The sequence below is a fragment of the Sphingorhabdus sp. genome (genome assembly GCF_035329025.1).
GTDB lineage: Bacteria > Pseudomonadota > Alphaproteobacteria > Sphingomonadales > Sphingomonadaceae > Sphingorhabdus_B.
The window spans coordinates 44520-70316 of sequence record NZ_DAOLHN010000010.1 but is presented as its reverse complement, the minus strand read 5'-3'; the positions used below and the strand labels follow the sequence as shown (position 1 = coordinate 70316).

The 25797-nt window shown below is 58.2% G+C and carries 24 protein-coding genes; 11 read left to right on the top strand and 13 right to left on the bottom strand.

Annotated features, from left to right (window positions below; genetic code table 11):
* The 3 genes from gcvPB to PKC81_RS04410 form a co-directional block, all read left to right on the top strand.
* On the top strand, positions 1–1295 hold a 1295-nt coding region (gene gcvPB / locus PKC81_RS04420), incomplete at its 5' end, for an aminomethyl-transferring glycine dehydrogenase subunit GcvPB (protein ID WP_324333502.1).
* 114 nt (positions 1296–1409) lie between these two features.
* Positions 1410–2966 (top strand): fatty acid--CoA ligase, encoded by a 1557-nt coding sequence (locus PKC81_RS04415; protein ID WP_324333501.1) that lies wholly within the window; start codon positions 1410–1412, stop codon positions 2964–2966.
* A 1-nt stretch (position 2967) separates the two neighbouring features.
* The gene (locus PKC81_RS04410; RefSeq protein WP_324333499.1) at positions 2968–4149 is read left to right on the top strand and encodes an acyl-CoA dehydrogenase family protein; all 1182 of its coding nucleotides are present in this window, start codon (positions 2968–2970) and stop codon (positions 4147–4149) included.
* A gap of 9 nt (positions 4150–4158) precedes the next feature.
* On the opposite strand, the gene PKC81_RS04405 is transcribed toward PKC81_RS04410, so the two are convergent.
* The 3 genes from PKC81_RS04405 to wecB all read right to left on the bottom strand — a co-directional run bounded on the left by PKC81_RS04405 (position 4159) and on the right by wecB (position 7949).
* Positions 4159–5460 carry a UDP-glucose/GDP-mannose dehydrogenase family protein gene (locus PKC81_RS04405; protein WP_324333497.1) on the bottom strand — a complete coding sequence of 434 codons (1302 nt, stop codon included), beginning with the start codon at positions 5458–5460 and terminating at the stop codon, positions 4159–4161.
* 73 nt (positions 5461–5533) lie between these two features.
* Positions 5534–6832, bottom strand: a complete 1299-nt coding sequence (gene wecC / locus PKC81_RS04400) for a UDP-N-acetyl-D-mannosamine dehydrogenase (RefSeq protein WP_324333495.1) — start codon at positions 6830–6832, stop codon at positions 5534–5536.
* Positions 6819–7949 carry a UDP-N-acetylglucosamine 2-epimerase (non-hydrolyzing) gene (gene wecB, locus PKC81_RS04395; protein WP_324333493.1) on the bottom strand — a complete coding sequence of 377 codons (1131 nt, stop codon included), beginning with the start codon at positions 7947–7949 and terminating at the stop codon, positions 6819–6821. Before wecB ends, wecC begins: the two co-directional genes overlap by 14 nt.
* A 155-nt stretch (positions 7950–8104) precedes the next feature.
* Here wecB and PKC81_RS04390 point away from each other — a divergent pair, with 155 nt between their 5' ends.
* A complete protein-coding gene (locus PKC81_RS04390; protein WP_324333491.1) occupies positions 8105–8824 on the top strand; it encodes a polysaccharide biosynthesis/export family protein in 720 nt (239 codons plus the stop codon).
* Between the two features lie 113 nt (positions 8825–8937).
* On the opposite strand, the gene PKC81_RS04385 is transcribed toward PKC81_RS04390, so the two are convergent.
* Entirely contained in the window at positions 8938–11550 is a 2613-nt protein-coding gene (locus PKC81_RS04385; RefSeq protein ID WP_324333489.1) for a TonB-dependent receptor, read from the bottom strand.
* A gap of 258 nt (positions 11551–11808) precedes the next feature.
* Between PKC81_RS04385 and PKC81_RS04380 the strand changes: the two genes are divergently transcribed.
* Complete coding sequence (locus tag PKC81_RS04380) at positions 11809–12885, top strand: MBL fold metallo-hydrolase (protein WP_324333487.1); 1077 nt, start codon at positions 11809–11811, stop codon at positions 12883–12885.
* Positions 12886–12930: 45 nt separating this feature from the next.
* Positions 12931–13938, top strand: a complete 1008-nt coding sequence (locus PKC81_RS04375; RefSeq protein WP_324333485.1) for a LacI family DNA-binding transcriptional regulator — start codon at positions 12931–12933, stop codon at positions 13936–13938.
* 2 nt (positions 13939–13940) lie between these two features.
* Here the strand turns inward: PKC81_RS04375 and dapB are convergent, their stop codons facing one another.
* Positions 13941–14669 carry a 4-hydroxy-tetrahydrodipicolinate reductase gene (gene dapB, locus PKC81_RS04370; protein ID WP_324333483.1) on the bottom strand — a complete coding sequence of 243 codons (729 nt, stop codon included), beginning with the start codon at positions 14667–14669 and terminating at the stop codon, positions 13941–13943.
* A 37-nt stretch (positions 14670–14706) separates the two neighbouring features.
* On the opposite strand from dapB, the gene PKC81_RS04365 reads away from it, so the two are divergent.
* Positions 14707–15417, top strand: coding sequence for an NAD-dependent deacylase (locus PKC81_RS04365; RefSeq protein WP_324333507.1), 711 nt, complete (start codon positions 14707–14709; stop codon positions 15415–15417).
* Between the two features lie 67 nt (positions 15418–15484).
* On the opposite strand, the gene PKC81_RS04360 is transcribed toward PKC81_RS04365, so the two are convergent.
* The 8 genes from PKC81_RS04360 to PKC81_RS04325 form a co-directional block, all read right to left on the bottom strand.
* Positions 15485–16243 carry a HesA/MoeB/ThiF family protein gene (locus tag PKC81_RS04360; protein ID WP_324333481.1) on the bottom strand — a complete coding sequence of 253 codons (759 nt, stop codon included), beginning with the start codon at positions 16241–16243 and terminating at the stop codon, positions 15485–15487.
* Entirely contained in the window at positions 16240–16689 is a 450-nt protein-coding gene (gene dut / locus PKC81_RS04355; RefSeq protein ID WP_324333479.1) for a dUTP diphosphatase, read from the bottom strand. The genes PKC81_RS04360 and dut overlap by 4 nt, the downstream gene beginning before the upstream one ends.
* The gene (gene coaBC, locus PKC81_RS04350) at positions 16670–17905 is read right to left on the bottom strand and encodes a bifunctional phosphopantothenoylcysteine decarboxylase/phosphopantothenate--cysteine ligase CoaBC (RefSeq protein WP_324333477.1); all 1236 of its coding nucleotides are present in this window, start codon (positions 17903–17905) and stop codon (positions 16670–16672) included. Before coaBC ends, dut begins: the two co-directional genes overlap by 20 nt.
* 3 nt (positions 17906–17908) lie before the next feature.
* Positions 17909–18205 carry a CcdB family protein gene (locus PKC81_RS04345; protein WP_324333475.1) on the bottom strand — a complete coding sequence of 99 codons (297 nt, stop codon included), beginning with the start codon at positions 18203–18205 and terminating at the stop codon, positions 17909–17911.
* A complete protein-coding gene (locus tag PKC81_RS04340) occupies positions 18205–18453 on the bottom strand; it encodes a type II toxin-antitoxin system CcdA family antitoxin (RefSeq protein WP_324333473.1) in 249 nt (82 codons plus the stop codon). Before PKC81_RS04340 ends, PKC81_RS04345 begins: the two co-directional genes overlap by 1 nt.
* A gap of 53 nt (positions 18454–18506) precedes the next feature.
* On the bottom strand, positions 18507–19007 hold the full coding sequence (locus tag PKC81_RS04335) for a hypothetical protein (RefSeq protein WP_324333471.1): 501 nt from the start codon (positions 19005–19007) through the stop codon (positions 18507–18509).
* Positions 18995–20539, bottom strand: coding sequence for a 2-polyprenylphenol 6-hydroxylase (gene ubiB, locus PKC81_RS04330; protein ID WP_324333467.1), 1545 nt, complete (start codon positions 20537–20539; stop codon positions 18995–18997). Before ubiB ends, PKC81_RS04335 begins: the two co-directional genes overlap by 13 nt.
* A 127-nt stretch (positions 20540–20666) precedes the next feature.
* Positions 20667–21398 (bottom strand): class I SAM-dependent methyltransferase, encoded by a 732-nt coding sequence (locus PKC81_RS04325; RefSeq protein ID WP_324333465.1) that lies wholly within the window; start codon positions 21396–21398, stop codon positions 20667–20669.
* A 58-nt stretch (positions 21399–21456) separates the two neighbouring features.
* Here PKC81_RS04325 and mutM point away from each other — a divergent pair, with 58 nt between their 5' ends.
* From mutM to PKC81_RS04305, 4 genes are all read left to right on the top strand, one after another.
* The gene (gene mutM / locus PKC81_RS04320; protein WP_324333463.1) at positions 21457–22269 is read left to right on the top strand and encodes a bifunctional DNA-formamidopyrimidine glycosylase/DNA-(apurinic or apyrimidinic site) lyase; all 813 of its coding nucleotides are present in this window, start codon (positions 21457–21459) and stop codon (positions 22267–22269) included.
* A gap of 121 nt (positions 22270–22390) precedes the next feature.
* Positions 22391–22654 carry a 30S ribosomal protein S20 gene (gene rpsT / locus PKC81_RS04315; RefSeq protein WP_324333462.1) on the top strand — a complete coding sequence of 88 codons (264 nt, stop codon included), beginning with the start codon at positions 22391–22393 and terminating at the stop codon, positions 22652–22654.
* A gap of 489 nt (positions 22655–23143) precedes the next feature.
* Complete coding sequence (gene dnaA, locus PKC81_RS04310; protein ID WP_324333505.1) at positions 23144–24508, top strand: chromosomal replication initiator protein DnaA; 1365 nt, start codon at positions 23144–23146, stop codon at positions 24506–24508.
* Between the two features lie 76 nt (positions 24509–24584).
* On the top strand, positions 24585–25769 hold the full coding sequence (locus PKC81_RS04305) for a zinc-ribbon domain-containing protein (protein ID WP_324333460.1): 1185 nt from the start codon (positions 24585–24587) through the stop codon (positions 25767–25769).
* Positions 25770–25797 lie beyond the last annotated feature (28 nt).

Below are 25797 nucleotides of genomic sequence, written 5' to 3'. Positions count from 1 at the left end.
TCGATCTCGGCCTGTTCCCGCTCGGCAGCTGCACGATGAAGCACAACCCGCGCCTCAACGAAAAGGTCGCGCGGATGAAGGGCTTTATTGACGTTCACCCGCTGCAACCGCAGGAAACGGTGCAAGGTGCGTTGCAGGTAATCAACGAACTTGCCTTCTGGCTTGTTGACCTGACCGGAATGCACGGCGTTGCCATGTCGCCCAAGGCCGGCGCGCATGGCGAATTGTGCGGTATCCTTGCAATCAAAGCCGCGCTCGATGCCCGCGGTGAAGACCGCCCGGTCATTCTCGTCCCTGAAAGTGCGCATGGCACCAATCCCGCAACTGCCGCTTTCGCTGGCTTCAGCGTCGAGAATATCCCCGCAACCCCCGAAGGCCGCGTCGATGTTGCAGCATTAAAGGCGCGCCTCGGTCCCGACGTGGCGGGCGTGATGATCACCAACCCGAACACTTGCGGTCTGTTCGAACGCGATCTGAAGATCATTTCGGACGCGGTGCATGCGGCGGGTGGCTACGTCTATTGCGACGGTGCCAACTTCAACGCCATTGTCGGGCGCGTTCGCCCCGGCGACCTCGGCGTCGATGCGATGCATATCAACTTGCACAAGACCTTCTCTACCCCGCATGGCGGCGGCGGTCCCGGTTCTGGTCCTGTTGTGCTTTCGGAAGCGCTGGCACCCTTTGGCCCTATCCCCTTTGTCGCTAAAATGCCTGACGGCAGCTTCAAACTCGTGGAAGAGGAATCGGCCACTGAAATGCACCCGCAAACCTTTGGCCGCATGACCGCCTTCCACGGCCAGATGGGCATGTTCACCCGTGCGCTGTCCTACATCATGAGCCACGGTGCCGATGGCCTGCGTCAGGTGGCCGAGGATGCGGTGCTCAACGCCAATTATGTGCTGCGCAGTCTGGAAGGCACGCTCGAAGCGCCCTTTGGCGCGTCGGGCCCGTGCATGCACGAGGCGCTATTCACCGACAACGGTTTGGCCGAAGGCTTCTCAACGCTCGATGTCGCCAAGGGGCTGATTGACGAAGGCTATCACCCGATGACGGTCTATTTCCCGCTGGTGGTTCATGGCGCGATGCTTGTCGAGCCGACCGAGACCGAAAGCAAGGCCGCGCTCGACCAGTTCATCGGCGCGCTGCGATCGGTGGCCAATCGTGCCAAGCAGGGCGACCCGTCGCTTAAATCCGCCCCGCACCACGCGCCGCGCCGCCGCCTCGATGAGACGCTGGCGGCGCGCAAGCCGGTGCTGGTGTGGAAGGAAGCCGAGCTTCCCGTAGCGGCAGAGTGACCGGAAAAATTTAATCGCGCGATTAAACTTCGCATTGACAGCCGCTCCAGCCTCGCCAATTAGGGGCTGGAGCGGCTGAGCCTATGCAGCCGATCTTCTTGGGAGAGAGAGAAGATGGCCGATACTTCGGAATTGAACACTTTTGACGAATTCGTCCGCCACTGGGCGGAAGAACGCGGTGATCGCCTCGCCATGCGTGAGGAAGACCGCTTCTTCACATATGCCGAGCTTGAGGAACGTACTGCACGCGTCGCCACGGCCTTGTTGGCAAAGGGCCTGAAAAAGGGTGATCGCATCGCCTGGATCGGCAAAAACAGCGACATCTATTACACGCTGTTTTACGGAGCTGCGCGCGCTGGCATCGTGATGGTGCCGGTTGGCTGGCGTCTGGCTCCGCCCGAATGGGCCTATATCATCAATGACACCAAGGCGAAGATCCTGTTCCTCGGCGCCGGATTCGAATCCGCCCCGGCATCGATGGAAGGCATGCTCGAACATGCCGAACAGGTGATGACCGACCCAGAAGCACGCGCGATGATCGAAAGCACTGAGCGCGCGCCGTTTGAACCCTCCGCTCCCGACGATGCTGTACTCCAGCTCTATACATCTGGTACTACGGGTAATCCCAAAGGGGCGGTTCTATCGAACCGCAACCTTTTTGCCTTGCGCAAACATTCGAACGCGGCAGGCCTCGCCTACACCAAATGGGATGATGATGAGGTTGTGCTGGTCGCCATGCCCTGCGCGCATATCGGTGGAACCGGGCTTGGCGTCATGGCGATCGCAGCGGGCCTACCGGCTTATATCCTTGCCGAATTCACGCCAGACGGCTTCTTCGATTCGGTTGAAACCGGCGGCGTGACGCGCCTGTTCATCGTTCCGGCGGCACTGCATATCCTGTTGCAGCATCCGCGCTGCGCCACGGTCGATTTCAGCCGCCTCAAATATATCCTTTATGGTGCTGCGCCGATCCCCTTGGAATTGCTTCGCCAGTGCATTCAGATGTTCAAATGCGGCTTCATCCAGAATTACGGGATGACCGAAACAACAGGCACCATCTGCATGTTGCCGCCAGAGGACCATGATCCCAATGGCAATCCGCGCATGCGCAGCGCCGGTAAGCCGCTGCCCGGCGTCGAGATCAAGGTGGTCGATGCCGATGGCAACGAAGCACCGACCGGCGAAGTCGGCGAGGTCTGGACCCGTTCGTCGAACAACATGGTCGGCTATTGGAACCTGCCAGATGCCACTGAAAAGACCCTCACCAATGATGGCTGGGTCAAAACCGGTGATGCCGGTTATATGGATGAGGATGGCTATCTCTATATCCACGACCGGGTGAAGGACCTGATCATTTCGGGCGGCGAGAATGTGTATCCCGCCGAGGTGGAAAGCGCGATCTATGGCCATCCCGATGTGCTGGAGGTGGCCGTTATCGGCGTGCCCGATCCCAAATGGGGTGAAGCGGTGAAGGCGGTCTGCGCGCCGAAGCCGGGTGCGATGATCGATCCTGACAGCATCATCGCTTGGGCACGCGAACGCATTGCGCCGTTCAAGGTACCCAAAAGCATCGACATCATCGAGGCGCTTCCGCGCAACCCATCGGGCAAGATCCTGCGCAAGGATCTGCGCGCGCCCTATTGGGAAGGCTATGATCGGCAGGTGAACTGAGATGAGCGAAGCGCAGATAGACCTCAACGCCTTTCGCGCCGAGGTGCGTGGCTGGCTGTCCGAAAACCTGCCGCCCGAATTGCGGCAGGCGCACAATCGCGCGACCAGCGTGTTCGTCGAAAAGGAATTCAACCTTGCCTGGCAGGCGATCCTGCTGCGTAAGGGCTGGGTCGCACCGCACTGGCCCGTCGAACATGGTGGGACGGGCTGGAACGAGGCGCAGCGCTATATCTTCGCCTCCGAATGCGCGCGGGCAGGGGCACCCAGCCTTGCGCCCATGGGGCTGAAAATGGTCGCGCCCGTGATCATGAAATATGGCAGCGAGGCGCAGAAGGGCTATTATCTGCCCAAGCTGCTCGCCGGTGAGCATTATTGGTGTCAGGGGTATAGCGAGCCGCAGGCGGGATCCGATCTTGCGGCGTTGCAACTGCGCGCAGACAGCGATGGTCATGATTATGTGCTCAATGGTTCCAAAATCTGGACCACGCACGCGCATGTCGCCAACCACATGTTCTGCCTTGCGCGGACCAACCGCGACGGGCGCCCGCAAGAGGGCATTACCTTCCTGCTGCTCGAAATGGCTACGCCGGGGATCACGGTAAAACCGATCATCTCGATCGCGGGCGACCATGATTTCAATCAGGTGTTCTTCGACAATGTCCGTGTGCCCAAGGCAAACCGGCTGGGTGACGAGGGCAAGGGCTGGACGGTTGCCAAGACGCTGCTCGAATATGAACGCGCCGCGGCCTACGCGGCTGGCTTGATCGAAGCGCTGGCCGAGGTGCGTGCTGCGGCCAAGGATGCCGAACTGCTCGAAGACCCGGCTATCCGTCGCCGCTTTGCCGAACTCGATTCGCAGGTGCGTACGATCCATGCGGTCGAGGATATGGTGCTTGCGGCGATTGGTGAGGGGCGCGATCCCGGTCCTGCTTCATCGATGCTCAAGGTGCAGGGCACCGAATGCCAGCAAAAGATCCAGGAGTTGGCAGTCGACGTCGCGGGAATCTACGCTGCACCTTATCAGTATGAGGCACGGCAGGCGGGTAGCAACACCGGCTATGTCGGGCCGGAAAGCGCGCTGACCGCGACGGCACGCTATTTCAACGGCCGTGCGGCCTCGATTTACGGCGGATCGAACGAGATTCAGCGTAACATCATGGCCAAGCTAGTTCTGGGCCTTTAACGGCCGAGATTACCGCCCCACACTGTAATAGTCGAAGCCTGCTTTGGCGCCTTCTTCGGGGCGATAGATGTTGCGCAGGTCGACGAGAACGTTGCCCTTCATCACGCCCTTGAGCTTGGCCAGGTCGAGCGCGCGATAGGCATCCCATTCGGTGACGATGGCGACCGCATCCGCACCCTCGGCTGCGGCATAGGCGCTCTCAGTCATTTTGACCTCGGGAAGGATCTTGGCGGCTTCTTCCATGCCTTCGGGGTCGTGCGCGTACACCTCGGCGCCCGCATCGATCATCGTCTGGACAATGGCGATGGACGGCGCATCGCGCATGTCATCTGTATTGGGCTTGAAGGTCAGGCCGAACAGCGCAACCTTTTTGCCACGCGCATCGCCGCCGAGCGCGTTGACGATCTTGCGGCCCATGGCGCGCTTCCTGAGGTCATTGGCCTGCACCACCGCCTCGACGATGCGCACCGGCGTGTCATTGTCCTGCGCGGTCTTGAGCAGCGCCAGCGTGTCCTTGGGAAAGCAACTGCCACCATAGCCGGGCCCCGCATGCAGGAACTTGCTACCGATACGGTTATCCAGCCCGATACCGCGCGAAACATCCTGCACATTTGCGCCAAGCTTCTCGCACAGATCAGCCATTTCGTTGATGAAGGTGATCTTGGTAGCGAGGAAGGCATTGGCCGCATATTTGATCAGTTCGGAAGAGCGGCGGCTCGTGAAGAGGATCGGCGATTCGTTGAGGAACAGCGGGCGATAAACAGCGCGCATCACCTCGCGCGCCCATTCGACATCGGTGCCAACGACAATGCGATCCGGTCGCTTGAAATCACCAATCGCTGCGCCTTCGCGCAGAAATTCAGGGTTGGAAACGACTTCGAACTCCAGATCGGGTCGCACGTCGCGGATGATGCGCTCGACTTCGTCACCGGTTCCCACCGGGACGGTCGATTTGGTGACAACGACCGTTTTGGGTCCGATGGCAGCACCAATTTCCTTGGCAGCGGCATAAACATAGCTCAAATCCGCATGACCATCGCCGCGGCGTGAGGGCGTACCCACTGCAATGAACACTGCATCGCAGCCCTTCACCGAGCCAGCAAGGTCTGTCGAGAAGCTCAGCCGCCCGGCATCGACATTGGTCTTCACCAAGGCATCCAGCCCGGGCTCATAAATCGGCATGATATTGGCGTTCAGCCGGTCAATCTTGCTATGGTCCTTGTCGACACAGACCACATCATGCCCGAAATCGGCAAAACAGGCGCCCGACACAAGGCCGACATAGCCCGAACCGATCATTGCAATTTTCATTTTATAATTCCTGCGTGAATAGCTGTCAGCAGCACTTTAGTAGGTGCGCCTTCGGGCGGCAAGGTTGCCCGGTTCAGCCAACAAGGCGGAGCGGAGAGGTATTGTTTATAGTCGCTGGCTGGTCCGGCCAGATTCCGCGCGTGTCATAGACTAGCTTTACGCTGCGCTCAGCGAGTGGAATCGCCTTAAAGGCGTCATGATCGACCAGCGGGATCAGGATTTCACATTCAAGCAAGGCGCTGTCGATGTCGGTCAGTGCAGCGCCACTGCCGTCGAATTCCTTCGGCAGTGCGGCTGCATAGGGTTCGACTACATGTACCCGATTGCCGAATTTATGTGCGAGTGCTGCCGCCACCTTTTTCGCCGGACTTTCGCGGAAATCGTCGATGTTGGCCTTGAAGGCCAGGCCTAAAAGTCCGACTGACATGCCCGGGTTGGCTTCGATCAGTGCCGTCGCCTGCTCGATGACATGGGTGACCTTGCCATCATTCACTACGCGCGCGGTGCGGATTAGCGGCGTATGTTCGGGTGCGCCATGGACGATGAACCAAGGGTCGACCGCGATGCAATGGCCGCCGACACCGGGACCGGGCTGCAAGATGTTGACGCGCGGGTGACGGTTGGCAAGGCGGATCACTTCCCACACATCAAGCCCCATCTGGTCCGCCACGATCGACAGTTCGTTGGCAAAGGCGATGTTGACGTCGCGAAAGGCGTTCTCGACCAGCTTGGTCATCTCTGCCGAACGGGCGTCGGTGGTGACGCATTCTCCGCGAACGAAACGCTTGTAGAAGGACAACGCCTTGCGCGCGCAGCGCGGGGTTATACCGCCGATCGAGCGGTCGTTCGAAATCAATTCTTCGAGGATTTTTCCGGGAAGCACGCGTTCGGGGCAATAGGCGATGGCGATCTCCGGCGTTTCGGTGGTGATGCCGGGAACTTTCAGGTCAGGACGCAGCTGGGCAATCAGGTCTTTCACACGATCGGTTGTGCCAACTGGCGAGGTCGATTCCACAATCACCGTATCCCCCACCTTAAGCACAGCCGCGATGCTGGTGGCGGCGGAAAGGACATAGCTGATGTCAGGTGCGTGATTTTCGCCAAACGGTGTAGGTACCGCGATTACGAAAACGTCGGCTGGTTCGACCACGGTCGATGCGCGCAGCAATTTGCGCTGCACTACGCCTTGAACCAGTCCGTCAAGGTCGACCTCTTCGATATGAATTTCGCCGCGGTTGATCGTATCCACTACATGCTGGTGCACGTCGACACCCAGAACGCGGCAGCCCGATCGGGCGATCACAGCTGCGGTTGGCAGGCCGATATAGCCGAGCCCCATCACGCAAACATCGGGTTTCTTATCGGCAAGCATCGGCTACCAGTCCTGCAATGCGAATGGCTGCCCTGCCATCCCCGAAGGGATTGTGCGCGCGCGCCATGGTTGAATAGGCTGCTTCATCATCCAGAAGCGTGAAAATTTCGGAAATGATGCGGTCCTTATCGGTACCGACCAGCTTGGCGGTGCCAGCTGTCACACCTTCGGTCCGCTCGGTCGTATCGCGCATCACCAGCACCGGTTTGCCGAGTGCAGGCGCTTCTTCCTGCACACCGCCACTATCGGTCAGCATGATATGGCTGATGGCCAGCAGTCGTGCGAAATGTGGGTAATCGAGCGGTTCTATCATCGCGATGTTGGAATTGGCGCCCAAACGCGCATCCATGACCTTTCGGACATTGGGATTAAGATGTACCGGAAAAATTATGCCTACATCGTCGCGCGCGGCAATTGCGCTCAAAGCCGATGCGATACTCTCCATCCCTTCACCAAAATTCTCGCGACGGTGGGTGGTGACGCCGATGATCCGCTTTCCGGCAAAACGCGCCTCAAGTTCGGATAAACCAGATGCAAGTTGCGGACGGGCCTCAATCTTCTCGGTGACCCAATGCAACGCGTCGATTACAGTATTGCCGGTTATGTGGATGCCCGAGTCAGCAATGGCCTCCGCACGCAGGGCCGACGCCGAAACATCGGTCGGCGAAAAATGCTGGTCGGCAATCGTGCCGATGATCTTGCGATTCACCTCCTCAGGCCAAGGCTGGTAGATATCATAGCTGCGGAGCCCTGCCTCAACATGGCTCACCGGAATCTTGCGGTAATAGGCCGCCAGCGCTCCTACCATCGCAGTAGCCGTATCTCCCTGTACGATCACGCGAGACGGCTTCTCAGCATCCATCACGTCGCCGATGCCGGTGAGCAGCCTGGCTGTCAGCGCATCCAGCGTCTGGTTGGGCGCCATGACGTTCAAGTCATAGTCAGGGGTAATCTCACCGATTTCCAGAACTTGGTCGAGCATTTGCCGGTGTTGTCCAGTGACAAGCACGCGGACAGTGATCTCTGCGCGCGCCCGCAGAGCATGCACAACCGGGAATAGCTTGATCGCTTCCGGCCGTGTACCAAAAATAATCAGGACGACAGGTTTGTCATTCATTTCTGCGTTTTAGCGCGGCAGGCCTTAAATTGATACTAAAGCGAGTGTTAAGGGTTGTGAAATGTCCTAATCGACATGGCGCTTCCAAAATCAGGCTGGAACCCTTAGCTGCCATCGTCTAGCAGGCGACTATATTTATTCGGGAATACGGAAACATGAAGAATATCGTCCTTCCTCTTGTCGCATTGTCGCTCCTTGCAGGTTGTGCAGGGCCGGGGAAACTCGGGGGATCATCGAATATTACCGTGATGCAAGGCAGTGAACTGCCTGCACCCGACCGAGCTGACCTGCTCTCTGAGTCCCGCCCCTATCTCATCGGGCCGTTTGATAAGCTAACGATCGATGTTTTCGGGATTGAAGAGCTGAGTAAGAAGGAGGTTCAGACCGACGCGAGCGGACGTATATCCTTTCCGCTGGCTGGGGTGGTCGAAGCTGCTGGACGGACGCCTGCTGAAATTGAAGACGAGATCGAGACGCGACTCCGGTCACGCTATGTGCGCGATCCACAAGTGACGGTGAACCTGCAGGAGACGGTAAGCCAGGTAATTACTGTTGACGGGCAGGTCAAAAAGCCCGGCTTATATCCGGTGATCGGCAAGATGACGCTGATGCGTGCAGTCGCGACCGCTGAAGGAACCGCTGAATTCGCAAAACTGGACGACGTCGTCATCTTCCGCACTGTGAATGGCCAACAATTGGCCGCACTTTACAACTTAAAGGCGATCCGTCGCGGCAATTATGGTGATCCGGAAGTATTTGCAAACGATGTTGTGGTTGTTGGCGATTCGCAAGCCCGCCGCCTGTTCCGCGACGCCCTGCAGGTTGTTCCCTTGCTGACAACACCGCTAATAATTGCTCTGCAGAACAGCAACTAACCGTCATTGCTGTCCCCTTACGGGGAAGGGCAGGCAAAACAAAAAGCGGCGCCCCGGTAATCCGGAGCGCCGCACTTTTTTGTAACTGCCCGCCGAAGCGGGCAGTTATCTTATCAGAACTTCACGCCCAACTTGACGCCGTAGAAACGCGGCGGAGCCGGGTAGACGGCAAAGCTGTTGCCCTGTTCCGGGATCGGGAAGGCGGTGATGTTGTAGTAGGTGTTGAAGAGGTTTTCGACATAACCCTCAACGCTGTACTTGCCATCGCCGAAATTGACGCCCGCCCGCAGGTTGACGATGCCATAGCCGTCATTGCCGGTGAATGGCTTTGCGACCGGGTCGTTCACCGGATAGTGATCGCTGTTATAGCGCCAGTCTGCGTGGATCAGGCCGTTCACGCCATCGCTGATGCGCGGCGTCCAGGTGATGCCGCCTGTGATGGCATGCTTCGGCTGGTTTGACGCCTGCTGACCATCGTCGGTTCCTGCCGCCGGATCGCTCACCTTCGCATCAAGATAGGTGTAGCCCATGTTGATGACGAAATCGGGATGCGGACGGATGATGCCTTCCAGCTCAATGCCCTTCGATACCAGCTCGTCATAGTTCAGGACGACGAAATTGTTTCCGAGGAAACGGTTCGACTGATAGTTTTTGAAGGTCGAATGGAAGAGCGAGGCGTTGAACTGGAATTCGCGGCTTAGATTGGTTTTGAGGCCGACCTCAAATGCATCAACCGATTCATTGCCGAATTCAAGGTCGGTCAGCTGCGCGCCGTTGCCGCCGAGCAGAACCGAGTCAAAACCGGCGCGGTCGAGGTTGTAACCACCCGACTTATAGCCACGATCATAACCACCGAACAACAGCACATCTTCGTTCACCTTATAGGCGATGCGCGCCGTGCCTGTGAACTCGCTTTCGCTGCGCTTGTCCGAACGGATGCCGTTGAATTCGCTGTTCACTGCCGGGTTGCAACCCAGCAGATAGGCACCGCTGAACAGGCCCGAAGCCTGCAATGCCTGACGATACGGCAAGGTCGCCGGGTTTTGGAAGAAGGCACAGGTCGGCGATACTGCGTTCAGGTCAGTATCAATTGTCTTCTTTTCATAGTTGTAGCGCAGGCCCAGCGTCAGTGACAGACTGTCGCTGATGTTGATGATGTTGTGCGTGAACAGCGCAATTGCGTCGGTATCGACGCTGTATTTGTCGGCCACCTGACCAGCGCCGGCAGGCGTGCGCGGCAGCGGGCTGGTGAACAGAGCAAGCAGCGCTGTATTGCCAGCGGCAGCCGCAGCAAGTGCCGAATTGGTCGCGAGAGCAACCTGTCCGAACAGCGGAACGCCAGCGCCCAATGTACCGTATAATTGCAGTCCGGTCGGCAAGGCCACCGAACGGGTAAGGCCATTGATAACGGCATCGGTATATTGGTCAGCTTGCGTGCCGAAACGGATGGTGTCGGTCATCGTCAGCTTTTCATTCATGTAGAATGCGCCGACAAGCCAGTCGACCTTGTCGTTGAATGCCGAACCCTGCAGGCGGAGTTCCTGCGTGAAGTCCTTCATCCCGGTGCGGTAATCATCGCGATAGGCACGATCGAGACCCGAGAAATCGATGTCCTGGTCGCGCAGCGCTTTCCAGTCACGATAGGCGGTGATGGAGGTCAGCGTTGCACCGCCAAAGTCCCAGTTCAATTCGCCAGACACACCCCATTCATCGACCTTTTCGGTCAGGCCACGGCCCGGTGTCGTTGCCATGACGCGGCCCTTGGCGTCGAACGGACGAACGATGCCGTCACGGCCAACTGCGCCACCTGCCAGCGGGTTTGCCGACAGCGCTTCGATCGCGTTGCTCGCGATGAAAGCGATGGCGTTGTTGGTACTGGTCAGCGGTAGCGAGAATCCGCTTCCGGTGTTCAGTGCGCCACAGCAATCTTCGTTGGTCTTGGCAACATCGGCAATCAGGCGGAAGTTGATGTCGTCATTTTCGAAATAGGCCTGACCGCGGGCGAACCAGCGGTTGATATTGTTCACGCGGCCATCTTCATTGGCGAGTTTGATGTAGCCATCACGCTTGTGATAGCCGCCGTCGAGACGCACAGCGAACTGTTCCGAAACAGGGCCGGTTACGCCGACTTTGGCTTCGATTTCATCAAGATTGCCATAGCTAAGCTCGGCATAACCGCCGAGTTCGAACTTCGGCTTGGAAGTTGTGATGCTCAACGCACCTGCAGAGGTGTTGCGACCGAACAATGTGCCCTGGGGACCACGCAAAACTTCGACGCGATCGATCGGGGGAAGTTCAGCCAGCGCAACACCGGCACGGGCGCGGAACACGCCGTCAATGAACACGCCGACAGCCGGCTCAAATCCGGGGTTGTCACCAGCCGTACCGATACCGCGAATGGTAAGCACTGCACCGGTGGCCGACGACTGGCCGGTTGTGGTTTTCAGCGAAGGGGCGAGTTGCTGGATGCCGCGAATGTCGACGACACCGGCGTTGGCAAGCTGCTCGCCAGCGACGACGCTGACAGCAAGCGGAATGTCTTGCGCGGCCTGGTCACGGCGCGTCGCGGTCACTATGATTTCGTCAAAGGCGACTTCTTCTTCAGCCGCTGCGTCGGTTGCTTCGACGCCTTCATCCTGTGCCTGGGCAGCAGAGGCAAGCCCGATTGAGGCGACACTAATGGTCGACAGCAGTGCGGCACGCACTGCAGCATGTGCAAACTTCATATTAAAACTCTCCACTTGATCATCACAAATGTGCCGGAAATCGGCTAACTTCCTTGGGAGTGGGGATGACAGGTCATCCCTGTATTATTGTTTTTATGGTGCATTTTGCACCGATTGCGGCTCTAACGTGACAGCTTATAGCCCGCAATGCGCTTAAATGTACTGATGCAAAATCTTTGTTAAGCGCGGCATAATTGCCACAATTTGTAACAATCGTTTGCAAATTTGATGTTTGATTTCAGTGGTTGGGGGAGTGAGATGAAAAGATCGGCAAAATGGCTCTTGGTGTTAGCGGGCGTCGCTATCTCAGGAATTCTGGCAGTTCGCCATTATCAGGCAGATGTTGGCCTTATGCTGTTTCAACGCGCGGTCGATGCTCGTGTCGGGCGGGATAATACTGCCTCGCTTCCCGACGGCTTGCATATCGGTCTTTGCGGTACAGGCTCGCCACTGCCCAATGCCGACCGAGCAGGGGCGTGCACCGTGGTGATGGCCGGAAAGCATATCTATGTGGTCGACGCTGGTGAAGGCGGAGCGCGCAATATTGCGCTGATGGGCATACCGAACGGGAAAATCGATGGCTTGTTTCTGACGCATTTCCATTCCGATCATATGGATGGCTTGGGGCCGATGATGCTGCTTCGGTGGACGGGCAGTTCTGCGAAAGCCCCCTTAGCAGTTTATGGCCCTACCGGCGTCGACGCGGTGATTGCCGGCTTCAATGCGGCCTATGCGCAGGATAACAGCTATCGCATCGCCCATCATGACGAGGATATCGTACCGCCGTCCGGAGCAGGGGCAACCGCAATGCCCTTTGCCATGGACGGGGACAGCACGGTGGTCCTCGAAAAAGATGGTCTGACTGTCACAGCGTTCAAGGTCGACCATGATCCGGTTTCGCCTGCAGTCGGATACCGTTTCGATTATAAGGGGCGTTCGGTTGTCGTCAGCGGCGATACTGCCAAATCAGCGGTGCTCGAGCGTGTAGCCAAGGGTGCCGACATTTTATTGCACGAAGCGCTCCAACCGAAACTGGTGACCAAAATGACCGATGCGCTCGACAAAAAGGGATTGGGTAACACCGCCAAAATAACCAAGGATATTCTGGATTATCATGCCTCGCCAGAGGAGGCTGCGGATAGTGCGCTTAAAGCGGGTGTCGGCCAACTTGTGTTCACCCACATCGTTCCGCCTTTCCCGTCGCGCTTCTTTAATCCGGCCTTTTTGGGCGATGCCCCCAAACGCTTCAAACGCGAAATTGTGGTCGGTGAAGACGGCATGCTCTTCAGCCTGCCAGCAGGCTCCAAGTCGATCAGCCGACAGGAGTTGATGTAATCCCCTCGACGCGTGTAATAGGCTGAAAATCGGGGAGAGGCATATATGGCATTTCGGGTCACCGCATTTGACGTGGCGCAGCGGGCAGGCGTTACCCAGCCTACCGTATCGCGCGCCTTGAACGGTAGCCCCAAGGTCAGCGATGAAACCCGCGCCAAGGTGCTGCAGGCCGCGCAGGAACTGGGCTATGTCATCAACCAGAATGCCACGCGGTTGCGCCGTGGCGAGACGATGACATTGGCAGTGGTGCTGATCGGGCGGGCGGGGGAGAGTGCCACCGAGACCAATCCCTTCTACTTCTCCTTGCTGGGCAGCGTTGCCGCTGCCGCCGCCGCCAAAGGCTATAATTTGCTGGTGTCCTTTCAGGACAGCCCCGGCAATTTCTTTGGCCAATATGACGATGCCCGTCAGGCCGACGGGATGATTGTTATCGGCACAACACAAAATCCCGAAGCTTGGGCCTATTTTCGCGGGCTCGACCATCCGGACAAGGCCTGGGTGTGCTGGGGCGCGCCCGATGATGATCTGCGCTGGGTGCGCAGCGAGAATGAAGGCGGCGGTCGGATCGCGGCACGCTACCTGCTCGAATCCGGACGAAAGCATCCGGTTTTCATCGGCGCGCGCGCTTCCCAACAACGCCAGTTTGGCGAACGCTATGACGGATTTGCCGAAGAGCTGCGCACTGCGGGGCTATCAGCGCCCGCGATCGAGGTCGACGAAAGCCTGTCGCGTGAGGAGCAAGGCATCGAAGCCGTTCGGACTTTGCTCCAGTCCGGCCAGCCTTTCGACGGCATATTTGCAGCCTGTGACCTGACCGCGCTGGGCGTGTTGCGGGCGCTTTCAGAAAGCGGGATATCGGTTCCTGAACGGGTGTCGGTCATCGGTTTTGACGGGATCCGGGCCGGCAATTATTCGTCACCGCCGCTGACGACGATAGAGCCTGATTTCGAGCAGGCCGGCGACCTGCTGGTCCAGAATGTGTTGAACCGCATATCAGGCGAGCCCCTGACCCACCGCCGCGTGCCGGTGCAACTGGTGCGGCGCGGGAGTTAGGCTTAAAGCCCCAGCACTTCAGGCATTGTGTATCGCCCGGGCTTTTGCTGCATCAGCCAGATTGCGGCCTTCATGGCGCCACGGGCAAAGATCATCCGGTTTTCGGCACGGTGTGACAGGGTGATGCTCTCCTCGTTCCCCGCCAATATCACACTATGATCGCCCGCCACCGTGCCACCGCGCAGCGATGCAAAGCCGATCGCGCCTTCCTTTCGTGCCCCGGTGATGCCGTCACGTCCACGCTCGCTATTGTCGGTAAGGTCAATATAGCGTCCGGCAGCCGCGGCTTCGCCCAGCAACAGGGCTGTGCCCGAAGGGGCATCAACCTTCATCCGGTGATGCATCTCGACGATTTCGATGTCCCAGTCGGTTCCCAGCCGCGATGTGGCCTCTTTCACCAGCGCGGCGAGCATGGTGACGCCGAGCGAGGTGTTACCGGTCTGCAAAACGGCAATATCCTGGGCAGCATCGTCGATCAGCCAGTGATGCCGTTCCTCAAGCCCGGTAGTGCCTATAAGAATAGGTTTCTTGGCAAAGTTGCACGCGGCCAGATTGGTTTCCAGTGCATGTGCGCTGGAGAAATCGACCAGCACGTCGGATGCTGCAGCAAGGCCTGCGATATCGTCACCCTTGTCGACCCCGCCTGCATGTTCAAGCCCGGCTTCGTTGATGGCGTCTACCAACGCCTGACCCATGCGGCCCTTGCTGCCAATGATACCGACTTTTGCCATAGTTGCGTGCCCTAGAATTTGCTGCTTCATGGGCGAGATGACCAATATTCGCAATATCGTAATCCTCACCGGGGCAGGTGTGAGCGCCGAAAGCGGGATCGACACTTTCCGCGATGCAGGCGGGCTGTGGGAGAAACACAGGGTTGAAGATGTCGCGACACCCGAAGCGTTCGAACGCGACCCTGATCTGGTACACCGCTTTTACGACATGCGCCGCGCGGCCATTCAGACCAAGGAACCCAATGACGCGCATTATGCGCTCGCCGAGCTCGACCGGCACTGGCGCGGCGACGGGCGCAATCTGTTGATCGTCACGCAGAATGTCGATGACCTGCACGAACGGGCTGGTGCCGAACGATTGCTGCATATGCATGGCGAGCATCTGAAGGCGCTGTGCATGGCTTGCGAAATCCGCAGCAATTGGCGCGATCCGATGCAGCATCGCCCACCTTGCCCTATTTGCGGTACCCCATCCTTACGTCCCGACGTGGTCTGGTTCGGCGAAATGCCTTATCATATGCCCGAAATCTACGCAGCAATCCGCACCGCCGACCTGTTTGTCAGCATCGGTACCTCGGGCGCGGTCTATCCTGCGGCGGGTTTTGTGCGTGACGCGAAGCAACAGGGGGCGAAGACCCTCGAACTCAATCTGGAGCCGTCACAGGGTAGCCATTTCTTCGATGATGCGCGTTATGGCCCGGCGACAGAAATTGTGCCCGACTGGGTTGAGGAACTTCTTGATTTATAACCTTAGTGCTGAGCCTGTCGAAGCAAGCCTTGAGGATAAGCGCCCTTCGACAGGCTCAGGGCCACGGTTAGACTTCACCACAACTCCGGCAGTCGGGATCCTTGGGGAGGTTCAAGGTGCGCATCGCCGGTTTCAACCCATCGAATATGTGCAGCTTGCTCCGCGTTTCGTCGCCGAAACCGGTGAGCGCGCGAATGGCTTCCATCGCGGCAAAGCTGCCCATCAGGCCACACATCGCGCCGAGCACGCCTTGTGTGGCGCAATCGTCGCAATCGTCGGGGTCATGTGCGTCACCGACGAAACAGCGATAGCAGGGGGCGTCCGCTTCCCAGCCGCGAAAGGTACCGATCTGGCCATGAAACTGCCCGATGGCGGCGCTTACCAGCGGAACGCGTGCGGCAAGGCAGAGGTCGTTGACGATCAGGCGGGTGGCGAAATTGTCGCTGCCGTCGATGACGACATCAACATTTTCCAATATCTGTGCAGAAGTTTGCGCTGTAATTCGTTCTTTTATAGCATGAAAATTCACATAAGGATTCAAACGGCGGACGGCTTCAGCAGCTGCATGAACCTTGTGCTGACCGACCTGAGCTTCGCTGTAGAGTACCTGCCTTTGCAGGTTCGACGTCGAAATTTCATCATCGTCGACTGCGCTGATTGTGCCAACGCCGGCGGCCGCCAGATACTGGATGGCCGGGCAACCGATGCCACCCGCTCCGATCAACAGGACATGACTATCGAGTAGTTTGCTCTGGCCGGGGCCGCCAATATCGCGAAGAACGATATGGCGGGCGTAGCGGTCGAGCTGGGCGTCGCTGAGCGTCATACCCCCGTGGAACCGAATCCACCTGCACCACGCACGGTATCGTCCAGCGCGTCGACCTCGCTCACTTTAGCCTGCGGAGCGGCAGCGACCACCAACTGGGCGATCCTGTCACCGCGTTCGAAGCTGACGTCTTCTTCACCCAGATTCGCAAGGATAACCTTCACCTCACCGCGATAGTCACAATCGATCGTGCCAGGCGTGTTGAGGCAGGTGATGCCGTGCTTGAGCGCGAGGCCCGAACGCGGCCGGACCTGAATTTCATAGCCGTGCGGAATGGCAAAAGCGAAACCTGTGGGCACGGCAGAGCGCTTGCCCGGTTTCAGGGTGATTGCCTCAGCCGCACAGATATCCATGCCAGCAGCACCTGCGCTGGCATAAGTCGGCAGGGGCAGGCCTGCGCCATTGTTGAGCCGCTTGACCCTGATTTCAACCTTGTCCGACGGCATTGGCGACCTTCTCCATCAATTTGCGGGCAATCACATCCTTGGGCGCATCGGCCAGGCTTTCAACGCCATCCTTGGTGACGATATGCACGGCATTGTTCGCGCCACCCATGACATCGCCCGAAACGTCATTGGCCACAATCCAGTCGCAACCCTTTTTGGCGAGTTTGGCTTGGGCGTGCTCGATGACCTTCTCGGTCTCGGCCGCAAAGCCGATCAACAGGGCAGGGCGCTGTGCATGCTTGCCAAGCGTCGCAAGAATATCCGGATTCTCGGCGAGTTCGAGCGGGGGGACGGCCTTGCCATCCTTCTTGATTTTCTGTCCGGCCTCGTCGGCGGCGCGCCAATCGGCAACGGCTGCCACCATGATCGCGACATCGGCGGGCAGGGCATTTTCGACCTCAGCGAGCATTTCGCGCGCGCTTTCCACATCGATGCGAATGACGCCCGGAGGTGTCGTCAGATGGACAGGGCCTGCGATCAGCGTGACGTCCGCACCCATTTCTGCCGCGGCCTGTGCAATTGCAAAACCCTGCCGACCCGAGGAACGGTTGGCGATATAGCGCACCGGATCTATCGGCTCATGCGTGGGGCCAGCGGTCACCAGAACATGCTTACCGAAAAGCGGGCGGTGCGCAGGCTCGGCAAAATCGGGCTGGGCGGCCATCACGGGCGTCGCGGTCGCCAAATGATGACTGATTTCGGCAAAGATACGCTCGATTTCGGGCAAGCGGCCCGGGCCGAATTCGCCGCAGGCCATTTCGCCCGCATCCGGATCCATCACATGCACGCCATCAGCGCGCAGGCCCGCAACGTTGCGCCGCGTCGCCGGATGTTGCCACATACGGACGTTCATTGCCGGAACAGCTAGCACCGGCTTGTCAGTCGCCAGCAGCAGGGTGGTAGCCAGATCGTCGGCAATGCCGGCATGCATCTTGGCGAGCAGGTCTGCGGTTGCGGGGCAGACAACAACAAGATCAGCCTGACGCGACAACTGGATATGCCCCATCTCGGCCTCATCCTTGAGGTCGAACAGGTCGGTATAAACCTTGTCCTCGGATAACGCCCCTAATGTCAGCGGTGTAACGAACTGCGAACCGCCCTTGGTCAGCACGCAGCGCACGGCATGCCCGGCCTTGCGGATCGTGCGCACTAGCTCGCACGCCTTATAGGCCGCGATGCCGCCGCCGACGATCAACAGGATGCGTTTTGCTGTCAAAGATCAAACACCTGTCAAAAGCACGTCGAGTGCATTCATTATCGAACCTTGCTCATCGGCAAGAAACGCGACCGGATTGGTGAGTCGCTCTTTTGGTATGGCGAAAATCTGTTGCGTCATCATCACAAAATTCTCGCCATTGATATCGAAAACCGGATTCAGTCGAGGCGTTACGGGCATGCCCGACACCGGGAAAAGCGGTACTACAACTCGTGTAGTTAACACTGCCAAAACATCGGCCTGACAATCAAGCAAATAGCCTTTGCCGCGCGCACCTGGGTAAACGTCAAAGCGGGCCATCAGAGTTGGCGATACTCGTCATAAGGCATGCCATTTTCTTCTACCCATTTGTTCCAAGCGTGCAGAGATTCCCGATTCTCTTCCAGCCACTTGGCTTCGCGGGCTTTTTTCACCTGATCCGAAAGACCGCCTTCACAAGCTTGTGAAAGATTGATGCCGAGCGCTTTGGCTTCCTCAACCAGATCTGTCGGCAAACTGACATTGGTCGGTTTTTTTTTGGGAGCCGAGAATCGCGATAGCTTATTCATGCGCAAAGCGTATGCGCATTGTTGGTGGTGGTCAATGTGGCAAGAGCTGAACACTAACTCTCAGGAACAAGATTTTGGGCTTGTTGCGGAGGCCCGAAGTAGTGACTCAATTTTCGATAAAATAGTGCGGCAAATATCCCGCAAACACTGCCAAAAAGCATTAGACTCTCGTCGCGGGACGGATCGTCTACGGCAAACGCGTAGAACAATCCGATGCCAGCCACTCCGCCAATCAGTGCATATGCCACCCAGTTACCAAAGATCGGAAATCGGATTGTCAGTTTTTGTACAACCCAGCCAACCAGCGAAATCGGTAACCAAGCGAAAACAATCGCTGTTCCGATTGAGAATATAAACGAAAACACAAGTACATATGCAGCCTGACCGAGCAATCCGCCGATGGAGTCACGACTGCCGTCACCCAGATCACCGGCAATCATGATGGCTACTGCCAAGAGGCTGCCAAACATGCCTGAAGCTATCGCCGTGAGGAACCCTCTCCCCAATGCGCCCAGGATTGTAACCTTGGGCGGTTTTTCTGCTATTTCATCCATGCCATTGCCATCGCTCCCAGCCCGAATGCTGCTGCGGCAATGACTATATAACGCCAATGTAAACCTGATCGACGCTTTTCCCATACCAGTGCAATTTCAGGCAATGGCGGTGGAGGCGGGGCGCCGCCCTTTTTGGGCAATTGATCATCGAGCCGCTTGATAAGGTCGGGGATCAGCGCGAGCGTTTTCATGCGGTCGCGCAGACCATCGGCCAGTGCAGCTTCAGGGCCGAGTTCGCCCCGAATCCATTCGCCCACATAAGGGGCGGCGACATCCCACATGTTGATGGCAGGGTTCAGGCTGGTGGCTACGCCTTCCACCATCACCATCGTTTTTTGCAGCAACAGCAAATGCGGCTGGGTCTGCATGTCGAAATCGCGGGTGATCGCGAACAGGCTGTCGAGCATCTGCCCAACCGACAATTCGCTCACCGGCTTGCCGCGCGTTGGCTCGCCCACGGCACGCAGCGCGGTCGCGAATTCGTCGACATTGTGATAGCTCGGCACATATTGCGCCTCGAAATGGATTTCGGCGACGCGTCGGTAATTGCCGGTGGTCAGACCGTAAAGGATTTCGGCAAGCCACAGCCGCGCCTGCCGGTTGATCCGGCCCATGATGCCAAAATCGATCGCGACGATGCTGCCATCGGGGCGCACGAAGAGATTTCCCTGATGCATATCTGCGTGGAAAAAGCCCTCGGAAATCGCTTGCCGCAGGAAGGTCAGCACCAGTTTTTCAGCCAGTTTGCCGGTATCGTGGCCGGCAGCCTTCAAAGCCTCAACATCCGAAATCTTGATGCCATCTACCCATTCGAGCGTCAGGACCCGGCCCGAGGTGCGATCCCAATCAATTGCCGGGATATGGTATCCCTCAACCGCCGCCATCGCTTCCTTGAGTTCGCTTGCCGAGGCAGCCTCTCGCCTCAGGTCCAACTCGCGCAAGGTCCAGCGTTTGAGATTGGCGATGACGAGTTGCGGTCGCAGGCGCGCTGCTTCGCCGCCCAGCGCCTCCAGATGCGCTGCCGCCCATTCATAGGTTTCGATGTCGCGCGCAAATTGTTCACGGATACCGGGGCGAAGCACCTTGACCGCGACGTCGCGTCCGTCGGTCGTGCGTGCACGGTGCACCTGTGCGATCGAGGCAGCACCTACCGGTTCTGGATCGACATATTCGAACAACTCGGCAGCGGGTTTGTTGAGGCTGTGATCGATCTCGTCGTAAATCCGTTCGAACTTTTCGGGCGGCAGCGAATCCTGCAACGTCAGCAAATTGTGCGCCGCTTCCTCTCCGACCAAATCGGGGCGGGTGGCGAGCGTTTGACCCAGCTTGATCGCGGCAGAGCCGATTTCACGGAAAGCCCCCGCATAGTCTGGAACCTTCGGCTGGATCGTCCCTAATCGCGCGATCCGGCACAGCCGCTTCACCTGCGGCGGGGTATTCCGGTCCTTCTCGATCCCGCGCAGCGCCCCATGGCGCGCCAATATGCGGCCCCATTTGAGCAGGCGGAGGATATGCGTGGTCGGGCGCGTCATGCTGCTTGCTCCCCCTCCCGCCTGCGGGAGGGGTTAGGGGAGGGAGCGAGCGCAGCGAGCCTTGAGCCGTTGCAGGCCCTCCCCCGGCCCCTCCCGCAGGCGGGAGGGGAGCAAGTCGTGCGCATATTCAAACCTTCCAGCCGCTGTGGATCGCCACCAGCCCGCCCAGGATCGGCTCGACCTTGGTCTGTACGAAGCCTGCGTCGCGGATCATAAGCTCAAACTGCGGCATCGGGGGGAATTTGCGGATCGATTCAGCGAGGTAGCGATAGCTGTCTTCATCACCCGCAATCATTTTGCCCATTTTGGGCAGCAGGTGATGCGAATAGACATCATAGACTTTCGACAGGCCCGGCCATTCGACCGTCGAGAATTCGAGGCAGAAAAAGCGCCCGCCATAGCGCAACACGCGATGCGCCTCGCGCAGGGCGGCGGGAATATCGGTGACGTTGCGGATGCCAAAGGCGATGGTGTAGGCGTCGAAATGCCTGTCGGGAAAGGTCAGTTTCTCGGCATTCTGCTCGCTCCACACCAGCGTGTCGATGCCGCGGTCTACTGCGCGCTCCATGCCGACGGCGAGCATATCCGGATTGATGTCGCTGACGGTAATATTGGCCCCGGCCTTTTCCATGCGAAAGGCAATGTCGCCGGTGCCGCCCGCCATATCGAGAATATCTTCGCCCGCGCGCGGCTTCACGCGGCGGACGAACTGGTCCTTCCAAAGCCGGTGCATCCCGCCCGACATGGCATCGTTCATGATGTCATATTTGCTGGCAACGCTCGAAAAGACGCCGCGCACGCGCTGGGTCTTTTCTTCGGGGCTAACCTGTTCATAGCCAAAGGAGACGGTTTTAGTCATGAAAGGCGCCCTAGCCGATAGTTGCGCCGCCCGCAAAGGGTGATAGGTGCAAAATACGATGCCTGAATTGCCCGAAGTTGAAACCACCGTTGCCGGCCTACGCGCTGTGCTTGATGGCGAAGTGATCGTCAGGGCCGAACCGCGCCGTGCCGATCTGCGTTGGCCGATTCCGGTCGACATTCGACAGAGGTTAACAGGCGCGCGGGTAACCGGACTTGGTCGGCGGGCCAAATATGGGCTTATCCACACCGATCGCGACGACACGCTGATTTTCCATCTGGGCATGTCGGGGCGTTGGCGGGTGGATCCAGACGAGATCGAGAAGCACGACCATTTCATTCTCGAGACCGGCGCGGGCAGGGTGGTCGCCTTGAATGACCACCGGCGCTTTGGCTCGCTCGATATTGTGCGGCGCGATGAACTGGACGGATTTCGCCATTTTGTCGCAATGGGGCCAGAGCCGCTGGACGATGCGTTTGATGCCAAGGTGCTTCTGGCCGCCCTGAAGGGGCGCAAGGCACCGATCAAGGCAATGCTGCTCAACCAGTCGATCGTGGCAGGGCTTGGCAATATCTATGTGTGCGAGGCGCTGCACATGGCCGGGATTTCGCCGATCACTGCCGCGACCGCAATCAGCAAGCAACGCGTGGAAAAGCTGGTGATTGCCATAAAGGACGTGCTGGCCGCCGCGATCAAGGCCGGAGGCTCAACCTTGCGCGACTTTGCAGCGCCTGATGGAGAGTTGGGTTATTTTGCGAAAGACTGGCTTGTCTACGGTCGCGAAGGCGAACCCTGTCATTGCGGAACGACCGTCCAGCGCCGCGTTGATTCGGGCAGATCGACCTTCTACTGCCCGAAATGCCAGCGTTAGTGCGGTAATTCGCGGTTGACGAATCTGTATAGCATGGCTAAGGGCGGCGCTTCATCGGGTCCGGTCGAGGAATTTCTCCGGTACTGGATGCCCGTAACTATCTGATTTTTTGAGGACTGAAATGGCCAATACGCCGCAAGCAAAAAAGCGTATCCGTCGCAACGCGCGTCGCAACGAAATTAACGGCAACCGCGTCAGCCGTATCCGCACCTTCGTGAAGAAGGTTGAAGCCGCTCTTGAAGCTGGCGACAAGACTGCTGCTGCTGCCGCACTTTCGGCTGCCCAGCCTGAACTGGCGCGCGGCGTTTCGAAAGGTGTGCTGCACAAGAATATGGCATCGCGCAAGTTCAGCCGCCTCACGAAGCGCGTTGCCGCGCTCGCCTGATTCGGCATTCTCGCGAGGGTGAAAGCCACCCTCGGGATTATAAATAAAGTTAACGGCCCGCCCTTCAAAGGCGGGCCTTCTTTTTGTCTGGCTGCTGCGTTGCAGCAAAGGGCGCATTTCCGGCGATTCGGCATATGTTGACAATGGGTTAAGTAGAAAAATGATTTAAAATCAGAGTGATAAAAAAAATTCTACGCAATTTCAGCGCTTGAATAGAGTCAATGCGAATTATTTCACTTTTTTTGCAGAGCGCCCCTTGATCGACTCAAAGCCGCATGGCTAAGAAGGACTTTCCAGCAGCGTGCGATTAACCTCGCGCCTGTCTCAATCGAGAATGACGCAATAGAGGCTTCTGTGCAACGACACAGGGGAACGGTGGGCCTGTGTCAGCCGATTGGGCGGGTGTGCGCAAACAAACAATGCCGTTGCTGGTGGGGTGAAAGGGGTGGCTAAGTGACGCTTAAGGTCGTGCGGTCGGAGCAAGATGCAATGGGGGGCTCCGTGTTTGAATCCGATTGGCAAAATGTAGCGTCGCGTTTGCGCCGCGATCTCGGGGCGCAGATTTACGGGCAATGGATCCGTTCAATCGTGCTTGGCGATTTCTGCGAACTTACCGGCACATTGGAACTGCTGACGCCCTCCGACTTTTCGGCGAGCTGGGTTTCGGATCATTATGCTGACCGCATCCGTCTGGCCTGGTCGAGCGTCAACCCCGCCGTGCGGCAATTGAAAATCCGCGCGAAGCCGGGCGCTGCCCGCGTTGAGATGCTGCAAGGCAACGGCTTGGCAGAGCGTCCGGCGGCGGTTCATGCGACTGAAGCCATGCCGGTTCGCAGCCAGCTCGACCCGCGTATGACCTTTGCGAATTTTGTCAAAGGGCAGACCAACGCGCTGGCGCTGAGCGCTGCCGAACGTGTCGCGGCATCCGAGCGTCCGCTGTTCAACCCGCTTTATTTGCAGGCTGCAACCGGTCAGGGCAAGACGCACCTGATGCATGCCATCGGCCATGCCTATGCAGAAGTGAACCCGAACGCGCAGATTCTCTATATGTCGGCGGAAAAATTCATGATGGAGTTCGTCTCCGCCATGCGCCGCAAGGAAGTGATGGAATTCAAGGCCCGCTTGCGTGCCGTCGACGTCCTTCTGATTGACGACATCCAGTTCATCATCGGCAAGGTATCGACACAGGAAGAGTTCCTGCACACGGTCGATGCCATCATCGGTGCCGGCAAGCGCCTTGTCGTTGCCGCCGATCGCGCCCCGCAGGCATTGGACGGCGTAGACCAGCGCATCCTTTCGCGCCTGTCGATGGGGCTTGTAGCCGACATCCAGCCCGCTGATCTTGAACTGCGTCGCTCAATCCTCAACCAGCGTCTAGCCAACATGCCTGAAACGCAGGTCGGCGAAGATGTCATCGAGTTTCTCGCGCGCACGATCAGCCGCAATGTCCGCGAACTCGAAGGCGGGTTGAACAAGCTGATCGCCTATTCGCAGCTCACCGGAAAGCCGATTACGCGCACATTGGCAGAAGAGCAGCTGAAAGACATTCTCAGCGCCTGCCGCCGCCGTATCACCATCGATGAGATCCAGCGCGCGGTTTGCGAATATTACCGCATCGACCGCAGCGAAATGTCGTCGAAGCGCCGCGCACGCGCTGTGGTTCGCCCGCGCCAGGTCGCGATGTATCTCGCCAAGGTGATGACACCGCGAAGCTATCCGGAAATCGGCCGCAAATTCGGTGGGCGCGACCATTCGACCGTGATCCATGCTGTCCGCCTGGTCGAAGACCTGCGCCGGATGGACAATGACATGGACAATGATGTCCGCGCGCTGCTTCGTCAGTTAGAGGCTTGAACTGGGTCGATAAGGCGCTTTCCTAAAGGAATGCAGCAGACTATCCCGATGCCAATATGGACTCGGGAGGTTCTTGATGGCGAAATACTGCATCCAGTGCGGCACAGCCCTGAATGAAAGCGCGCGCTTCTGCGGCCAATGTGGTGCGGTTGTGCCTGTCGCCGGAGTTGATTCGCCAGCGCCCGCCAGCGAGCCGCCAGTCGCAACACGGGCCTATACGGCAGTTGAGCAGTATGAACCCGCCACCGAGGGCGGTGCTGACGACAAAAAGGGACCTAACTGGTTGCTGATCGGCGGCGGTGCGGGGTTGATAGTGCTGCTCGCGCTCTATTATTTCCTTTTCCTGCACGATGACATGGCAGGCGACAACCTCGAAGATCGGATCCAACCTGCGGAGGTGTCTGAAGAGGTAGCGATCAGCAAAGAATTTTATGCCGTCACAGATGCGAATATTCGCGACAAGGCATCGACCGAAGGTAGCACCGTCCTTGGCAAGCTGCTGCGCGGAACGGCCGCCACCGGCAAGTTGATCGTTGGCGAGGATGGAACAAGTAACTGGCTGGAACTGGCCGATGGCAAGGGCTTTATAGCCGCCATCAACCTTTCCGAAATCCAGCCGCCCGAAATCGTCAAGCCACTGGGCGACAAAAGCTGGACGACGGACCAGGCAATCGAAATCTGGGCCCAGCCCGATACCGCCTCGACGCTGGTCGATCGCGTTGCCGCCGGAACGCCGCTGACGCTATTCGGGATCACCGCCAATGATTTCATCGAAGTGAAGCTGAAAAAAGGTGGTGTTGGCTATATTGCAGACGGTGCCCGCATCGCGGAACTGGCCAATGGAAAGCCGATCGCGCTTGCCTTCAATCCGAACAGTTGCAGCTTTGGGCCAGAAATTGATGCGCTGTTCAGCAAGATGGGTGATCGCATCAGGGCGAACTACAAGGCTTTGGAAAACAAGGAGTATCCAAGTGAAGAGGCGCGCGCCAAGGCTTTAGTGGCGGTGGAGGGAAGAAGCACGTTCGAAAAACTGCAGCGCAGTTTCGAAGGGCTAACGGTCACCGCGATTGCCCAGCATTATGAATCGCAGTCGGTCTACTTTGCAGACCCCGCATCACGGGTAATCGAGGTGTTGCGTTCAAAGGGGTACAAGGTCGGAAAAGATGGCAGCATCCCGAGCACGGATCTTTACGCCGGGGTTGGTGGCACGTCGGGCGAAGGGGCTCGCTATGGCAAGACAGATCTCAGCTGCGGTGTCTGACAGAGAAAACCCCGCCTGGTCAGAGGCG

Coding starts and splice junctions, on each gene's coding strand:
- PKC81_RS04405 (WP_324333497.1), bottom strand. CDS start 5,460: ATGAAAATTGCAATGATCGGTTCGGGCTATGTCGGCCTTGTGTCGGGC.
- PKC81_RS04360 (WP_324333481.1), bottom strand. CDS start 16,243: ATGACGCTCAGCGACGCCCAGCTCGACCGCTACGCCCGCCATATCGTT.
- PKC81_RS04385 (WP_324333489.1), bottom strand. CDS start 11,550: ATGAAGTTTGCACATGCTGCAGTGCGTGCCGCACTGCTGTCGACCATT.
- PKC81_RS04415 (WP_324333501.1), top strand. CDS start 1,410: ATGGCCGATACTTCGGAATTGAACACTTTTGACGAATTCGTCCGCCAC.
- dut (WP_324333479.1), bottom strand. CDS start 16,689: ATGCCGTCGGACAAGGTTGAAATCAGGGTCAAGCGGCTCAACAATGGC.
- PKC81_RS04340 (WP_324333473.1), bottom strand. CDS start 18,453: ATGAATAAGCTATCGCGATTCTCGGCTCCCAAAAAAAAACCGACCAAT.
- ubiB (WP_324333467.1), bottom strand. CDS start 20,539: ATGACGCGCCCGACCACGCATATCCTCCGCCTGCTCAAATGGGGCCGC.
- PKC81_RS04375 (WP_324333485.1), top strand. CDS start 12,931: ATGGCATTTCGGGTCACCGCATTTGACGTGGCGCAGCGGGCAGGCGTT.
- PKC81_RS04345 (WP_324333475.1), bottom strand. CDS start 18,205: ATGGCCCGCTTTGACGTTTACCCAGGTGCGCGCGGCAAAGGCTATTTG.
- PKC81_RS04335 (WP_324333471.1), bottom strand. CDS start 19,007: ATGGATGAAATAGCAGAAAAACCGCCCAAGGTTACAATCCTGGGCGCA.
- PKC81_RS04365 (WP_324333507.1), top strand. CDS start 14,707: ATGACCAATATTCGCAATATCGTAATCCTCACCGGGGCAGGTGTGAGC.
- wecB (WP_324333493.1), bottom strand. CDS start 7,949: ATGAATGACAAACCTGTCGTCCTGATTATTTTTGGTACACGGCCGGAA.
- PKC81_RS04305 (WP_324333460.1), top strand. CDS start 24,585: ATGGCGAAATACTGCATCCAGTGCGGCACAGCCCTGAATGAAAGCGCG.
- PKC81_RS04380 (WP_324333487.1), top strand. CDS start 11,809: ATGAAAAGATCGGCAAAATGGCTCTTGGTGTTAGCGGGCGTCGCTATC.
- PKC81_RS04390 (WP_324333491.1), top strand. CDS start 8,105: ATGAAGAATATCGTCCTTCCTCTTGTCGCATTGTCGCTCCTTGCAGGT.
- dapB (WP_324333483.1), bottom strand. CDS start 14,669: ATGGCAAAAGTCGGTATCATTGGCAGCAAGGGCCGCATGGGTCAGGCG.
- mutM (WP_324333463.1), top strand. CDS start 21,457: ATGCCTGAATTGCCCGAAGTTGAAACCACCGTTGCCGGCCTACGCGCT.
- dnaA (WP_324333505.1), top strand. CDS start 23,144: ATGGGGGGCTCCGTGTTTGAATCCGATTGGCAAAATGTAGCGTCGCGT.
- PKC81_RS04410 (WP_324333499.1), top strand. CDS start 2,968: ATGAGCGAAGCGCAGATAGACCTCAACGCCTTTCGCGCCGAGGTGCGT.
- PKC81_RS04325 (WP_324333465.1), bottom strand. CDS start 21,398: ATGACTAAAACCGTCTCCTTTGGCTATGAACAGGTTAGCCCCGAAGAA.
- wecC (WP_324333495.1), bottom strand. CDS start 6,832: ATGCTTGCCGATAAGAAACCCGATGTTTGCGTGATGGGGCTCGGCTAT.
- rpsT (WP_324333462.1), top strand. CDS start 22,391: ATGGCCAATACGCCGCAAGCAAAAAAGCGTATCCGTCGCAACGCGCGT.